Origin of the sequence: Pseudomonas gingeri (genome assembly GCF_013385635.1) — a bacterium.
Taxonomy (GTDB): Bacteria; Pseudomonadota; Gammaproteobacteria; order Pseudomonadales; family Pseudomonadaceae; genus Aquipseudomonas; species Aquipseudomonas gingeri_A.
This window is the reverse complement of record NZ_JACAPR010000013.1, coordinates 194,157-208,099: the sequence shown is the minus strand read 5'-3', so window position 1 is coordinate 208,099 and position 13,943 is coordinate 194,157. Positions and strand designations below refer to the sequence as shown.

Genomic DNA, 13,943 nt, shown 5'->3' with positions numbered 1-13,943 from the left:
TCCGGCAGCCGCACGATAACAACACGTTTTCGAGGATTCTCCTTGTGACTGATTTCAGAATACGTTTCGCCGGCGTCACAAAGAATTATGGATCGATCAAGGTGATCGACAACCTCTCCCTGGACATCAGGGAAGGGGAGTTTGTCAGTCTTCTTGGGCCGTCGGGTTCCGGCAAAACCACCTTGCTGATGATGCTCGCCGGCTTCGAAACGGCCTCCAGCGGCGACATCGTGGTCAACGACGTCAAGGTCAACGATTTGCCACCCCACAAGCGAGACATGGGCGTGGTGTTCCAGAACTATGCCTTGTTTCCCCATCGCACCGTGGGCGAGAACATCGCCTTTCCGTTGCGCATGCGCGGCGTCAGCCGTAGCGAGATCAAGCAGCGCGTGGCCCGGGCGCTGGATATGGTGCAACTGTCGGCCATGAGCGATCGTCGGCCGACGCAACTGTCCGGCGGGCAGCAGCAACGGGTCGCCCTGGCCCGGGCCCTGGTGTTCGAGCCCCGCGTGGTGTTGATGGACGAGCCCCTGGGTGCCCTGGACAAGCAACTGCGTGAACAGATGCAGCTGGATATCCGTGCACTGCACAATCGCCTGGGCCTGACCATCGTGTTTGTCACCCACGATCAGTCCGAAGCGCTGACCATGTCGGATCGGATCGCGGTGTTCAACAAGGGCAAGATCGAGCAGATCGGTTCGCCCCGGGACATCTACGACCGGCCGCGGACACGTTTTGTCGCCGAGTTCATCGGCGAGACCAACCTGCTCGAAGGGCGCCTGGTGAGCATCGATGGCGAGCGCGCGGACGTGCTGCTGGGCAGTGGCGCGCGTATCTGCGTGTCCGCGTCGGGCTTGAGCGTGGGCCAGGACGTCCTGGTGTCGGTGCGTCCCGAGCGCCTGACCCTCAGCGACAGCGCGACCCAGGCCAACTCGCTGGCGGTGCAGATGGTGGACGCGGTGTACCAGGGCGATCATCTGCGGGCACAGCTGGCGGGTGACAACCTGACCCTGACCGCACGCTTGAGCCGCAGCGCGCCCGAGTGCAGCACCGGGACCCGGGTCATGGCGCATTTCGATCCCCGGGACTGCTGGATGATCGCCTCATGAGCACTCTTTCCGTGAAAAACCGCCGGTCCGCGGTCCTGCTGGTGGTGCCGTTGTTTCTGTTCATGCTGGCTTTTTTCCTCTGGCCCCTGGGCACGGTGATGCAGCAGGCAGTGTCTGACCGCTCGGTGCTCGACGTGCTGCCGCTGACCCGCGAGGCTGCGACCGGATGGGACGGGCAATCGCTGCCCGGCCCGGGGATTCAGCAGGCGTTTGTCACCGACATCCGCAACATCAGCGACCAGCAAGCCATCGGTGAGATGGTTCGGCGGCTTAACAGTGCCGCGCCGGGGTTTCGCACGCTGATCGGCAAGACCCAGGCGGCGGTACTCGCCAGTGACGGCCCGGTCGATCTGGCCAGCGTGGACAGTCGTTGGGCCGATCTGCGCTACTGGCAAACCGTGCGTGACGCCCTGGCACCGGTTACCGACCGTTTCCTGCTGGCGTCCGTGGACCTGCAGCGTGACAGCCAGGGACAGGTGGTCGCCATGCCCGGTGATGCCTCGGCCAACCGCACCATCATGATTCGTACCTTTTCCATGACCGCCACCATCACGGTGCTCTGCCTGCTGCTGGGCTATCCCTATGCCGTGCTGCTGGCCAGCGTCAGCGGCGGGTGGCGCAACCTGTTGCTGGGCGCGGTATTGCTGCCGTTGTGGACCTCGCTGCTGGTGCGCACCACCGCGTGGTTCATCGTTTTGCAGGACAACGGCATCGTCAATCGCCTGTTGATGCTGCTGCACCTGACCGACCGACCCACGGCCCTGGTGTTCAACCGGACCGGGGTGATCATCGCCATGGTCCATGTATTGCTGCCGCTGATGGTGCTGCCGATCTACAGCGTGATCATGGGCATTCCGCGCAACCTGATGCCGGCGGCCGGCTCCCTCGGGGCGAATCCGTTCCGGGCGTTTCTTGAGGTACTGCTGCCGCTGAGCGCGCGGGGCATCACCTCCGGGGTGCTGCTGGTGTTCATGTCCGCCATCGGCTACTACATCACCCCCGCGCTGATTGGCGGGCCCAAGGACCAGATGATCAGCTCGGTCATTGCCTTCTACGCCACCGGTGCCGCCAACTGGGGCATGGCCAGTGCCCTGGGCCTGGTACTGCTGGTGATCACCATCGTGTTGTATGCGGTGTATCAGCGCCTGTCGAACCGTGAACAGGAGACGGCCGAATGAAAAGCCACCCGTTTTTGTCCCTGTACGGCGCCTGCATGGTGATGTTCCTGCTGGCTCCGCTGTTCGCCGTGCTGCCGCTGGCGTTCACCTCCAGCTCGTTCCTGGTGTACCCGATACCGTCGTTTTCCCTGCGCTGGTTCGAGCGGCTGTTCACCGCGCAGGCCTGGGAAATGTCGATCATCAACAGCCTGATCATGGCCTTCGGTGCCACGACACTGGCCACCAGCCTCGGTACCCTGGCGGCCCTGGGGTTGCGGCGCAAGGGCGTGCCGTTTCGCGGGGTGGTCAACTCGTTGTTCATGTTGCCGATGGTGGTCCCGGCGGTGGTGCTCGGCGTGGGCATGCAGATGTTCCTGCAGAAGCTCGGGCTGACCAGCAGCTACACCGGCGTGATCATTGCCCATACCGTGCTGGCGGTGCCTTTCGTGGTGATCAGCGTCTCCGGCTCGCTGGCCGGTATCAATCCGAAGATAGAGCTTGCCGCCGCGAGCCTCGGCGCCAGCCCGTTCACAGTGCTGCGCACCACCACCTTGCCCCTGGCACTGCCGGGGATCCTCTCGGGGGCGGTGCTGGCCTTTGCCACCTCCCTCGATGAGGTGGTGCTGACCCTGTTCGTCGCCGGCCCCGGGCAACGGACCCTGGCCTTGCAGATGTTTTCCAGCATCCGCGAAAACATCAGCCCGGAAATCGCCGCCGCGGCCTTTCTTTTCATTGTCGGGACGCTGTCGATCGGCTTGATCCTGATGCTTGTGCGCAATCGGCGCCGTCGGCGGCTGTACCCGGTTTAGTCAAATCGTCAACGCTCATCACTGTGGACTCTTGAAATGAACGAATCGTTGGATACCTCGTATTACCATCGCATCGCCGCTTCGCTGACTTTGCCGGACCGGCCTTACATCAATGGCCAGTACGTTCAGGGCGATGCACGCTACGACAACATCAACCCGGCCACCGGCCAGGTCTTCGGCAGCATCGGTTTCGCCAATCGCGGCCATGTCGATCAGGCGGTCGCGGCCGGCCGGGCGGTATTCGAGACGGGTGACTGGTCCAGGGCCAAGCCGGAGTTTCGCAAGACGGTCCTGTTGCGCCTGGCGGGCCTGATCCGTGAGCACTCCACCGAGCTGGCGGTGATGGAGTCCCTGGACAGCGGCAAGCCGATCAAGGACTGCCTGCATGAAATCGGCACCGAAGTGCCAAACTTCTTCCAGTGGTATGCCGAGCTGATCGACAAGACCTTTGGCAAGGTGGTGCCCACCGGCGAGGACGTCACCGCTTTTATTGTCCAGGAACCGATCGGTGTGGTCGGGGCCATCGTGCCGTGGAATTTCCCGCTGCTGATGAGTGCCTGGAAGCTGGCGCCGGCCCTGGCCGCCGGCTGCAGCGTGGTGCTCAAGCCGGCGGAACTGACCTCGCTGACCGCCCTGCGCCTGGCTGAACTGGCGACCCGTGCCGGGCTGCCCGACGGCGTGCTGAACGTGCTGCCGGGTTATGGCCAGGAAGTCGGTGAAGCCATGGGGCGCCACCCGGGGATCGACGCCATCACCTTCACCGGTTCCGGCCCCGTGGGCGCCCTGATCCTGGAGTACGCGGCGCAGAGCAACCTCAAGCCGGTGGGCCTGGAGCTGGGCGGCAAGAGCCCGTTGATCATCCTCGATGACGCGCCGCTGAGCGACGACCTGATCGACAATGCGGTCAACGCGGCCTTCTGGAATGCCGGGCAGAACTGCTCGGCGAACATGCGCCAGATCGTCCATTCGAGCTGCAAGGCGCAGTTCCTGGAGAAGGTGAAGGCCAAGGTGGCGTCGTTGAAAGTCGGCGACCCGCTGGACCCCGAAACCGATATCGGGCCGCTGGTGTCGGCTCGCCAGCGCGATCGGGTCCAGGGTTTCATCGACAAGGGAATAGAGCAGGGCGCGAAGGTGCTGACCGGCAACCGCGCCCTCGACTTGCCGGGGTTCTATCTGGATCCGGTGGTGTTCGATGGTGTCGATGCGCAGATGGTCATTGCCCGGGAGGAGATCTTCGGCCCGGTGCTGGGCGTCATCGAGGTGCACAGCGACGCCGAGGCCCTGCAGGTGGCGCGCGACACCGAGTACGGCTTGCATGCTTCGGTGTTTACCCGCGACATTGACCGCGCGCTGCATTTCGCCCGCCAACTGCCGTGTGGCGTGGTAGGGATCAACGGGTTTTCCGAGGGTGACGTCAAGACGCCTTTTGGCGGCTATCGTAAATCCGGCTCGCTGTCGCGGGACAAGGGAACGGAAGCGATGTCCCAGTACCTGCAGACCAAGACCGTGTGGATTCGCTCCCTGCGCGGCTTCGACTGACCGCCGTTGACACCCGGCCCACAAAATTGTCGCCAATTTTGTGGGCTTGTCATACCATCGGCCATTCGAACGCCCTGAACTGAATCGAGAGTCGCCGTGAGCCTACTGAAAGTTCCCAAAGTCATAAAACGTCCCGCGGAAGTACAGGCTGCCGATGTACTGCGCGAGTCCATTATGTCGGGCACGATCCTGCCGGGCGCACGGGTGACCGAGGTGCAACTCGCCGAGGAGATGGGCCTGTCCCGAGCCACCGTGCGCTCGGCCCTGCACCAGTTGGAAAAGGAAGGCCTGACCACGCTGATTCCCTATACCGGCTGGACGGTGATCTCGCTCACCCCCAAGGATGTCTGGGAGCTGTACACCCTGCGTTCCAGCGTGGAGCGGCTGGCGGCGCAACTGGTGGCGGCCAATATGGACGACACCAGACGCAAGCGCCTGAACCGGCTGATGCAGGTGTTGGTGGATGCCTGCGAGTCGGACAGTCCGGACAAGATCGCCGAGGCCGACTTTGCCTTGCACAAGGGCATCATCACCTTGGCCGACCACAGTCGCTTGTTGTCTCAGTACGAATTCATCGAGCGCCAGATCCGCTTGTATATCCGTTCGAGCGACTCATTGATCGAAGACGGTGAGACCATTGTCGAGCAACACCGTCCGTTCGTGAACGCGATACTGGCTGGCGATGCCAAGACGGCGGGGGCGTTGTCCGAGGCGCATAACCTCAGCGAAGGCCAGAAGCTGATCGATCACCTGCAGGAGCTGATGCCGGACAACTCGGCGATCTCGCCAGAGGGGCGGCTCAAACACCTCAAGCCTCGCGGCAAGAACTAGGCCCGCCCTCTCTCCGCCGTCCACGGTCAGTGTCGTGCCATTCACCTAGCTGGCGCCGGGTGACAGCAGCCACCAGATGGCCTCGGCCACCTCTTGTGGGCTGGCGAGACGGCCCTCGGGGATCCTGGCCGTCAGGGCGGCCAATCGCGACGCGCCGTTGACGACCTTGTCCATACCTTCGGCCACAACTCCTACCTCGGTGCCGACGAGCACCTGGTGCTGATGGAAGCGCTGCGGGACAAGAAACCGGCCAAGGCCCGCAAGGCCATTGCCGATGACATCTTGCGGGGCGGGATCAGCATCTTGAAGTTCATTGATGAAAAGGAAAAAAGACCGGTCTGACCCTACAAGGCATTGGTTTGCGCCTTTGCACACGCGACGGCTTTCGGCTTGCGCATCAGCAGCGGGCCGAATGTCGCCAGCAGGCCGAGCATGATCAACGGGAAGAACATCAACCGACCCAGGCCCAGATGGCTGACGATCAGGGTGATCACCGCAGGCCCCACCAGCATTCCGGAAAAGCCGATGCAGTTGACGATGCCGATGTTGCGCCCGGCATGCTGGGGATCCCTGCGCCCGGCGGCGGAGATCATCAGCGGGGCAATGCAGGAAAGACCCAGGCCAAACAGGGCGAAGCCGATAATGCCGGTCGTGGCGCTGCCGCCGACGAGGGTGATGATCATGCCGAGGACGCACAGCGTTCCGCAGGCGAAAACCACTTGCGCATTGCCGAACGCCGCCGCCAGCCGGTCACCGAAAAGACGCCCGACAAAGGCGGCGCCGACGAAGATGGAGACGGCCATGCCCGCCGTGGAAGTGGTCGTCGAGAACTCGCGGCGAATGTATTCCTGACCCCAGTCGGCAATGGCGTTCTCGCCCATCATGCTGCCCAGCAGAAGGGTACCGAGGGCAATCATGACCAACAGGGTCTTGGTCGAGGGGCCTTTGCCGATCTCGTCAGCCACCCCGGCGGTGTGCCATTCGCCGACCTGCGGGTCGGGCACATCATGCTTGCCCAGCAGCCAGCGGCTGAGGATACACCCCAGCACCAACATGGCGATGCCCAACACGGTGTAGGGGACTTGCACGCTGTCGGTGTAGAACCCGGTCAACCCGCTGCAGACCATGCCCAGCAGGAAACCGCCCAGTGAGTAGAACGCATGGAAACCGGACATGATCGAGCGTTGATAGAACCGCTCGACTTGCACGCCATGGGCATTGAGGGCGGTGTCCAGTGCTCCGCGCAACAGGCCTAGCAGCGTGCCAAAACACAACGCAAACCAGAACCCGCCGACATACCCCAGCGGGATGATTGACAGGGGATAGGCCAACGCGCCCACGGTAATGACCGGCTTGGCGCCAAAAGTGTCGAGCAGACGGCCCACCAGCAGCGCACCGGCCGCGGAACCGACCCCGACCCCCAGCGCGATCAGGCCGAAGTCGCTATCCCCCCGTTCACCGGCAAGGCCCAACTGGGCCCGGAACACACTGACGCCGGTGGACCAGATGTACATCATGGCGCCGATCATCATGAAACCGAGAAAGGTGGCGATACGCGCTTTGCGGATACGTGGGGCAATGGAGGTCTTTGGAAGGGTGTCTATCACGCTGCAGGGTCCCTTTTATTTTTGTTGGGTGATTATGCAATCGCTATTGGTTACGGAGGTTATACGAATAACTTTTAAAAAGTAAAACGTGCGAGCGATGAGCTGTCAACGCTTTTCAGATGGCAAGCATCTTGGGTAGCGGCGAGCTATTGGCCTAATCAGAATTTTTGAGTTATACGTATAACTTCTATCGTTCGAGTGCAGGAGGTTGCGTGTCGTCTCAAGAGTTGGTGGTCCCGTGCGCCACGCCGCATATGTCGGCCTATCGGTTGACGTTTCTGATGTCAGGCCTGTGCATGGGTGCCTGGGCACCGCTGGTTCCCTATGCGCGCAGTCGCGCCGGGGTCGACGACGGCGCGCTGGGCATCCTGTTGCTGTGCCTGGGCCTGGGCTCGCTGGTGATGATGCCGCTGGCCGGCATCCTCAACGCACGCAGGGGTTGCCGCTTCACCATGCACGTGGGTATCGCCCTGGTGCTGCTGACGCTGCCCATGCTCGCCACGATTGATTCCTTCGCCGGTTTGATGTTCGCCCTGACGGTGTTCGGTGCCGGCTGTGGGGCGGTCGACGTGACGATGAATGTGCAGGGCGTGATGGTCGAGCGCGCGACCGGTCGCATACTGATGTCCGGCTTTCATGGCTTGTTCAGCCTGGGTACGATTGTCAGTGCCGCGGGGATCACGGCCTTGCTCTGGCTTGGCGCCACGCCGCTGCAGGCCAGCGCTGCGGTGATGACGGCTCTGGCGGCGTTCGTGCTGACCTACGGGCGGCAGATGCTCGGGCGCAGTGGCGAGGAGGGCAGTCCGGCATTTGTCAGGCCCAGTGGAAAAGTCCTGGTGCTGGGGGTGTTGTGTCTGTTTGCCTTTCTGGCCGAGGGCGCGATTCTCGACTGGAGCGCGGTGTTTCTCACCCAGGTACGTGGCGTCGAGCATTCCATTGGCGGCCTGGGCTATGCGGTATTTGCCGTGATGATGGCGCTGGGGCGCTTGAATGGTGACCGGATTCTGCGCCAGCTCGGTTCGCGGGTGGTGCTGATCGGCGGGGGCCTGATCGTGGTCCTGGGATTCCTGGTGGTGGTACTCGCGCCGAACTGGCTGGTCAACCTGGTGGGGTTCGCGGTCATCGGCATCGGCCTGGCGAATATTGCGCCGGTCTACCTGTCCCTGGCGGGTGCGCAACGGACGATGCCCGGCGAGCTGGCCATTGCCGCCGCCACCAGCCTCGGTTATCTCGGTATCCTGATGGGGCCGGCCGTTATCGGCCTGTTTGCCCATGCGACCAACCTGTCCTGGGCGCTGTTGGCCGTGGCCTCGTTGATGATCGCGATCATGGGCACCGCCACGCGGCTGGTTCCGAAGGGTTCCCCGCAGCGGTTACACTGAGTGCAGTTATAGTTCCAGGACCTCGTCAGAGGTATTCAGAGAGAGTGGGAAGCAAGCGATGGCAGCCGTTTCAATGAAAGACGTAGCACTGGCGGCAGGGGTGTCCCAGCCTGCGGTGTCCTACGCCTACAATCGCCCCTCCAAGTTGTCGCCGGCGCAGCGCGAGCACATCCTCGAAGTCGCCGCGTCACTTGGTTATCCCGGCCCGAATGTCCTCGGGCGCAGTCTGCGCTCGGGCAAGATCGGCGCCATCGGGCTGATGATGATGGACAAATTGTCCCTGGCCTTTGCCGACCCCTGCACCATTGCCCTGTTGCGCGGCATCAGCGAGGTGGGCGAGCTGGAGAACGTCGCGCTGACGTTGTTTCCCCTCAATAACAACCGCCTGGTCGGGCGTGCCCAGGCCGCCAGCCACGGCAGCCTGGCCCTGCGCGGGCTGGTGGACGGCCTGATCATCTCGACCCTGCCCGACGATCATCCGGCGGTGCTGGCGGTGGTGAAGCAGAATATTCCGTTTGTGGTGATCGATTCGCCGCTGGTGGAGAACTCGTTTTTTGTCGGCATCGACGATCGCGGCGCGGCGCGCACACAGATGCAGCATCTGCTGGACCTGGGCCACCGCAAGATTGGCGTCATCATTGATCGTCTCAACCCCGATGGCTATCGCGGTCCGATTGATCAGCAGCGCTTCAAGAGCGCCAGCGAGCGCATCGTGCGCGAGCGTCTTACCGGCTATGTGGAAGCCGCCAATGCAGCGGGGCTGGCGTTCGAGGACCTGAGCGTAATCGAGGCCGGCGGGCTGGATTCGACGTCAGGGCAGACGGCGGCGTTCACGTTACTGACGTCCAACGACGTCACCGCGGTGGTCGCCTGTTCGGATGTCATGGCGATTGCCTGCATGAAAACTGCCCACGCCCTCAATCGCCCGGTCCCGCAGACGCTTTCGGTGATCGGTTTCGACGACATCCCCGAAGCGGTGCAACTTGGCCTGACCACTATCGCCCAGCCGATGGTGGAGAAGGGCCTCCACGCCGCCCGGCTGTTGACCGAGCAATTGAACGCGCCGGCCGATGCACCGTTGCAACCGCAGCAGAAGATATTCGCCACCCGCCTGGTGGTGCGCACGTCGACCCTCAGCGTGCAGCCGTCAGACGCCTGAGCCCCTGAAAGCGGCGGTGTGAAGTTCACACCGCCTTTTCCTATTGCCCGGTCTTGAAATGCGCCGCCACCCTCAGGGCGTTGGCGGCGATGGTCAGTGCCGGGTTGACCGCCGCGGATGACGGGAAGAACGAACTGTCCACCACCCAGGCGTTGTCCAGGTCATGCAACTTGCAGTTCAGGTCCAGCACGCTGGTGGCCGGGTCGCTGCCCATGACGGCGGTGCCGCATTGGTGCGAGTTGGTGGCGATGCCCATGCGCGCCTTCAGGATCACCGGATAGCCCGCCGCGCGCATGATCTTGCTGGTCTTGTCGACCAGGCCTTCATGAGCCTGCAGGTTGTTCGGCGTCCAGTGGACCTTGATCGCACCCCGTTGCTTGTCGTAGGTCACGCGGTTGTCCCGGGTTGGCAGATCCTCCGAGGTCAGGTACAGGTCGACGCTGTGGTCGGTGATGTAGCGCGAAGCGAACTTTGGCAGCCAGGGGCGCATGGCGCTGATCATCGGCTCGCGGATTTTCCCCAGCATCTGCACGTTACCCAGGGGGAATGCATTGTGGGGGCTGGCGCTGTACCAGTCGTTGATGGCCAGGGTCTTCTGGAAGGTCACCTTGTTCTTGCGTCGTGGGTCCACCGCGAGCATGAAGGTACTGTTGTGGACCATGTAGTTACGGCCCAGTTGCCCGGAGCTGTTGCCCAGACCTTCCGGGTGCCGGGCATTGGCCGACTTGAACAGCAGTGCGGCGCTGTTCACCGCGCCGCACGCCAGCACAAAGCGTGTGGCGCGCAATGTCACCTCGCGGCCATCCATCACGCCTTGGGCCTCGGTGACGGTTCGGCCATCGGCGGAGGTCTTCAACTGCTTGATCGTGGTGCGGGTCATCAGCCGGATGCTGCCACCCTGCAACGCGGGTCTCAGGGCCGACACTTCGGCATCGGCCTTGGCCTCCACCAGGCAAGGGTAGCCGTCGCAGGTGGAACACAATACGCAGCCGCCGCCATCGCCATAATCCACCGCCGCCGGCATCACGAAGGGCTTGAGCCCTGAGCGGCGCATGCTCTGCTCCAGCGCGACCAGGGCCGGGTCGTGTTGCAGCGCCGGTTGCGGGTAGGGGCCTGACCGCCAGGGTTCGCTGGGGTCGATGCCGGCCTGGCCGTGGACGCGGTAAAGCTGTTCCGCTTCGGCGTACCAGGGTTCGAACTCGGCGTAACTGATGGGCCATGCCGGAGACACACCCTCGGCGTGCTGGATTTCAGCGAAGTCCGCCTCGCGAAAGCGCGGGAGCATGGCGCCGTAGAATTTGGTATTGCCGCCCACGTAATAAAACACGCCCGGCGAAAACGCCTGGTTGTGCCGGTCCAGCCAGGGTTCGGCGTTGCGATAGCGGCCTTGGCCGAATACGGATTCGGCGCTCCAGTTGTGGATCTCGCGGGGCAGGAAATCACCTCGCTCGACGACCACGATGTCCAGCCCGCTATCACGCAAGGCATGGGCGAAGGTCGAGCCGCCCATGCCCGAGCCGATAATCACCACATCACAATTGACCGTGCCATCTGCATCAGGTGTCACCACGTCGAGGGCGCGGGGCGCCCTCGGTTGTGGTTTCAGCTCTGCATGATGCGAAATCAATGCATCACTCATTTGAGCCGCTCCAGCGCTTACAGGTGTTGTTCGGAATTACGGATCTGCCAGTATTCGTCCTGGCGTTCGTCGGTGATGTACTCGGGAATCGGGAAGTCCCACCAGCCCGGTACCCAAGGGCCCGCGGCGTCGCGGTCGGTGGGGACTTCGATCAGTACCGGCGCGTTTAGGTCCAGGGCTTCCTGCAGGATCGGCTCGAGGTCTTCCGGACGCTCCACACGATAGGACTTGAGGCCGAAGGCTTCGCCCACCGCTTTGAAGTCCGGGCTGTAGGGCGTGCCGTCCGGGTGGTTGAACTCGGTGCCGATATGACGGCTGGTCTGCTTGCGCTGACCACCGCGAATCGACATGTAGCCGGCGTTGTTCTGGATCAGGAACACCACCGGGATGTTGTTGGTCACGCAGATCGCGATTTCCTGGGACGTCATCAGGAAGTCACCGTCGCCGAGGATGCACACCACCGGTTGATCTGGCGCGGCCAGCTTGGCGCCGATGGCGGCAGGCACGGCCCAACCCATGGACGAGAAACCGCCGGAGGTCAGGTGTGTACGCGGTGTGTACACCGGGAAGGTCTGCTTGACCGCACCCTGGGTGTTACCGGAACCGACCACCACGATGGTGTCACGGGGGAAGATCTTGCGCAGTGCGCCCAGTGGGCGTTGCGAGGTAAAGGGGAAACGGTCGGAATCACGTCGGCCCGCCAGTTTGCTTTCCCATTCGTCCTGATAGCCGCGCAGGTCGCTCAGGTAGGCCTCGCGATCGACGCTCTGGCCTTTCAGGCCTTCGACGATAGCGGCGAGGGCGTGCTTGGCATCGGCACAAATACCCACGGTGACCGGGTAGTTCTTGCCGATTTCATGGGGGTCGATGTCGATATGAATCAGCTTCGACGGCGGAATGGCAAAGGTCACGCCCTTGGCATAGCTGGACGACGACCAGTCGGTGAAGCGACAGCCCACGGCGATGATCACATCGGCGGTGGAGGCGACTTTGTTGCCGCACAGGGTGCCGGTCTGGCCGACGCTGCCAGCGAACAACGGATGATCCTCCGGGAAGCCGCTTTTGCCGTTCCAGGTGGTGACCACCGGGATTTTCCAGGCCTCGGCGAGGGCGAACACTTCAGCGCTGGCCTCGCCGGTGATGACACCGCCGCCGATGACCAGCACCGGGCGCTGGCAGGCCTGCAGCTCTTGCACCGCCCGTGCCGTGGCGGCCGGGTCGGGGTAGCATTTGCCGATGGGGGTACGTTCTTCCAGGGCGTGGAGGGTCACCTCCGCGGCCTCGGCCTGGACATCCATCGGGATCTCAAGATGGACCGGACCCGGGCGGCCGGTGACCATCGCGCTCCAGGCCCGGTGCATCATGAACGGCAGCTCTTCGACGCGGGTGGCAACCCAATGGCGCTTGGTGACGGCTTCGGCGATTTTCGGGAAGTCGTTGTCCGTGTAGCGCTCCAGCTCCTGCAACAGACCGTGGCCGCGCATGTGGGTGGGTGGCCCGCCGGTGATCAGCATCAGGCTGGTGGAGTCGGTGAACGCCGTGGCCATGCCGATCACCGTGTTGGCGGCGCCGGCGCCGATGGAGGTCACCGCCGCCATCGGCTTGCCGCACACCCGGTAGTAACCGTCGGCGAGGTGCACCGCGCTCTGTTCATGAAAGACCTGGATGAACTTGAGCTTCGAGTCTTCCTCGAGGAAGGCGTCGGTGAGGGTCCAGATGCCGTGGCCAGGGATACCGGCGACGTACTCGACACCATAGTTTTTCAGGGTTTGCGCGACTATCTGGCTGCCGGTCAATTTGCTCATGACAGGACTCCTTGGGTTGATGAAGCCGGGTGGGATGCGTTGTGGGTGTCGATACCTGCCGCGCGCCCGCGGGTCGCCCAGTTCAGGCCCTGCTTGGTCAGGCGACGGATATTCGGGTCGGCCAGGTTGCTGGTGTCGTGCCCGATGGAGTGATAGAACACCCGGCCTTCACCCCACTGGCGCACCCAGGCCACCGGGCTGCGATGGCCCTTGAGCCAGGGGAACGGGTTACCGTCGAAGGTGGTTTCGGCCAACACATGGATGTTCGGGTCAACCTGCATGTAGTACTGCTCGGAGCGCACCTCGAAATCCTCGACGCCCTGGGTGACTTCGTGGCTGTGATCGATGAAGTTGACCTGGTACGGATGGGGAAAGCCTTCGCCCATCGGATGCTCGAGAAACGAACCGCCCAGTACCCAGTGGTACTTGAGGCTGGCACGAAAGGCCGCTCCCGCACCGTGCCAACCGACCAGTCCGGTGCCACTTTCGATGGCTTCGAGCAGACGGTTTTCCTGGGAGGCGGTCAGCGTCTCGGTGGTGACGGCGTTGTTCCAGCCGATCACGATCAGGTCATAACCGGTCAAGTCCCGGTCCAGGGTGAAGATATCGGTCGACTCATCGACCTCGAAGTCCAGCTCCTGGAAAACGGTCCGTGCCCATGCCGCTATTTCATAGGGGTAATGGCCGGGCCAGCCACCGAATAAATACAAGACTCGACTCACGGTTGGTCACCTCTTCAAGTGGGTGTGATTATTAGGTTATACGTATAACCGTCTTTTTAAACTATCACTCCGCCGTTCTAAGTCAATGCCCGTTCCTCGCTTTTCATGGGTGTTTTTAGCGGTTATATCACCGAGTTATACGAATAACTTCGGTTATAGGCATCAGTGCTTCAACCGTGCGTCT

General features: G+C 62.8%; 13 protein-coding genes. 8 read left to right on the top strand and 5 right to left on the bottom strand.

The genetic code is table 11. The annotated features are described in order from the left end of the window. Window positions 1-44: 44 nt before the first annotated feature. The 5 genes from HX851_RS41840 to HX851_RS41820 all read left to right on the top strand — a co-directional run bounded on the left by HX851_RS41840 (window position 45) and on the right by HX851_RS41820 (window position 5,445). Window positions 45-1,109, top strand: a complete 1,065-nt coding sequence (locus tag HX851_RS41840) for an ABC transporter ATP-binding protein (protein ID WP_177056711.1) — start codon at window positions 45-47, stop codon at window positions 1,107-1,109. Next, complete coding sequence (locus HX851_RS41835) at window positions 1,106-2,287, top strand: ABC transporter permease (protein ID WP_177063923.1); 1,182 nt, start codon at window positions 1,106-1,108, stop codon at window positions 2,285-2,287. The genes HX851_RS41840 and HX851_RS41835 overlap by 4 nt, the downstream gene beginning before the upstream one ends. Then, window positions 2,284-3,075 carry an ABC transporter permease gene (locus HX851_RS41830; protein WP_177056713.1) on the top strand — a complete coding sequence of 264 codons (792 nt, stop codon included), beginning with the start codon at window positions 2,284-2,286 and terminating at the stop codon, window positions 3,073-3,075. The genes HX851_RS41835 and HX851_RS41830 overlap by 4 nt, the downstream gene beginning before the upstream one ends. A 36-nt stretch (window positions 3,076-3,111) precedes the next feature. Next, entirely contained in the window at window positions 3,112-4,614 is a 1,503-nt protein-coding gene (locus tag HX851_RS41825) for an aldehyde dehydrogenase (protein WP_177056714.1), read from the top strand. A 96-nt stretch (window positions 4,615-4,710) separates the two neighbouring features. Then, window positions 4,711-5,445, top strand: a complete 735-nt coding sequence (locus tag HX851_RS41820; protein WP_177056715.1) for a GntR family transcriptional regulator — start codon at window positions 4,711-4,713, stop codon at window positions 5,443-5,445. Between the two features lie 45 nt (window positions 5,446-5,490). Here the strand turns inward: HX851_RS41820 and HX851_RS41815 are convergent, their stop codons facing one another. Then, window positions 5,491-5,631 carry a hypothetical protein gene (locus HX851_RS41815; RefSeq protein WP_177056716.1) on the bottom strand — a complete coding sequence of 47 codons (141 nt, stop codon included), beginning with the start codon at window positions 5,629-5,631 and terminating at the stop codon, window positions 5,491-5,493. Window positions 5,632-5,661: 30 nt separating this feature from the next. Between HX851_RS41815 and HX851_RS41810 the strand changes: the two genes are divergently transcribed. Then, window positions 5,662-5,787 (top strand): hypothetical protein, encoded by a 126-nt coding sequence (locus HX851_RS41810; RefSeq protein ID WP_256262337.1) that lies wholly within the window; start codon window positions 5,662-5,664, stop codon window positions 5,785-5,787. 2 nt (window positions 5,788-5,789) lie between these two features. Here HX851_RS41810 and HX851_RS41805 read toward each other — a convergent pair whose 3' ends face one another. After that, a complete protein-coding gene (locus HX851_RS41805; RefSeq protein ID WP_439899094.1) occupies window positions 5,790-7,052 on the bottom strand; it encodes an MFS transporter in 1,263 nt (420 codons plus the stop codon). A 254-nt stretch (window positions 7,053-7,306) separates the two neighbouring features. Between HX851_RS41805 and HX851_RS41800 the strand changes: the two genes are divergently transcribed. Further along, the gene (locus HX851_RS41800; protein WP_177064092.1) at window positions 7,307-8,434 is read left to right on the top strand and encodes an MFS transporter; all 1,128 of its coding nucleotides are present in this window, start codon (window positions 7,307-7,309) and stop codon (window positions 8,432-8,434) included. 58 nt (window positions 8,435-8,492) lie between these two features. Beyond that, window positions 8,493-9,593: a LacI family DNA-binding transcriptional regulator gene (locus HX851_RS41795; protein ID WP_177056717.1), complete on the top strand. Its 1,101-nt coding sequence runs from the start codon at window positions 8,493-8,495 to the stop codon at window positions 9,591-9,593. A gap of 40 nt (window positions 9,594-9,633) precedes the next feature. On the opposite strand, the gene HX851_RS41790 is transcribed toward HX851_RS41795, so the two are convergent. Genes HX851_RS41790 through HX851_RS41780 form a run of 3 tightly spaced genes read right to left on the bottom strand, consistent with a single transcriptional unit; the run spans window position 9,634 to window position 13,759 of the window. Then, on the bottom strand, window positions 9,634-11,232 hold the full coding sequence (locus HX851_RS41790) for a GMC oxidoreductase (RefSeq protein ID WP_177056718.1): 1,599 nt from the start codon (window positions 11,230-11,232) through the stop codon (window positions 9,634-9,636). 17 nt (window positions 11,233-11,249) lie between these two features. Then, complete coding sequence (locus HX851_RS41785) at window positions 11,250-13,037, bottom strand: thiamine pyrophosphate-binding protein (RefSeq protein ID WP_177056719.1); 1,788 nt, start codon at window positions 13,035-13,037, stop codon at window positions 11,250-11,252. Next, window positions 13,034-13,759: a ThuA domain-containing protein gene (locus tag HX851_RS41780; protein ID WP_177063922.1), complete on the bottom strand. Its 726-nt coding sequence runs from the start codon at window positions 13,757-13,759 to the stop codon at window positions 13,034-13,036. Before HX851_RS41780 ends, HX851_RS41785 begins: the two co-directional genes overlap by 4 nt. Window positions 13,760-13,943: the final 184 nt, after the last annotated feature.

Bases quoted from the DNA above. Each gene is read 5' to 3' on its own strand.
- HX851_RS41790 (WP_177056718.1), bottom strand. From the start codon at position 11,232: ATGAGTGATGCATTGATTTCGCATCATGCAGAGCTGAAACCACAACCG.
- HX851_RS41795 (WP_177056717.1), top strand. From the start codon at position 8,493: ATGGCAGCCGTTTCAATGAAAGACGTAGCACTGGCGGCAGGGGTGTCC.
- HX851_RS41800 (WP_177064092.1), top strand. From the start codon at position 7,307: ATGTCGGCCTATCGGTTGACGTTTCTGATGTCAGGCCTGTGCATGGGT.
- HX851_RS41825 (WP_177056714.1), top strand. From the start codon at position 3,112: ATGAACGAATCGTTGGATACCTCGTATTACCATCGCATCGCCGCTTCG.
- HX851_RS41835 (WP_177063923.1), top strand. From the start codon at position 1,106: ATGAGCACTCTTTCCGTGAAAAACCGCCGGTCCGCGGTCCTGCTGGTG.
- HX851_RS41785 (WP_177056719.1), bottom strand. From the start codon at position 13,037: ATGAGCAAATTGACCGGCAGCCAGATAGTCGCGCAAACCCTGAAAAAC.
- HX851_RS41830 (WP_177056713.1), top strand. From the start codon at position 2,284: ATGAAAAGCCACCCGTTTTTGTCCCTGTACGGCGCCTGCATGGTGATG.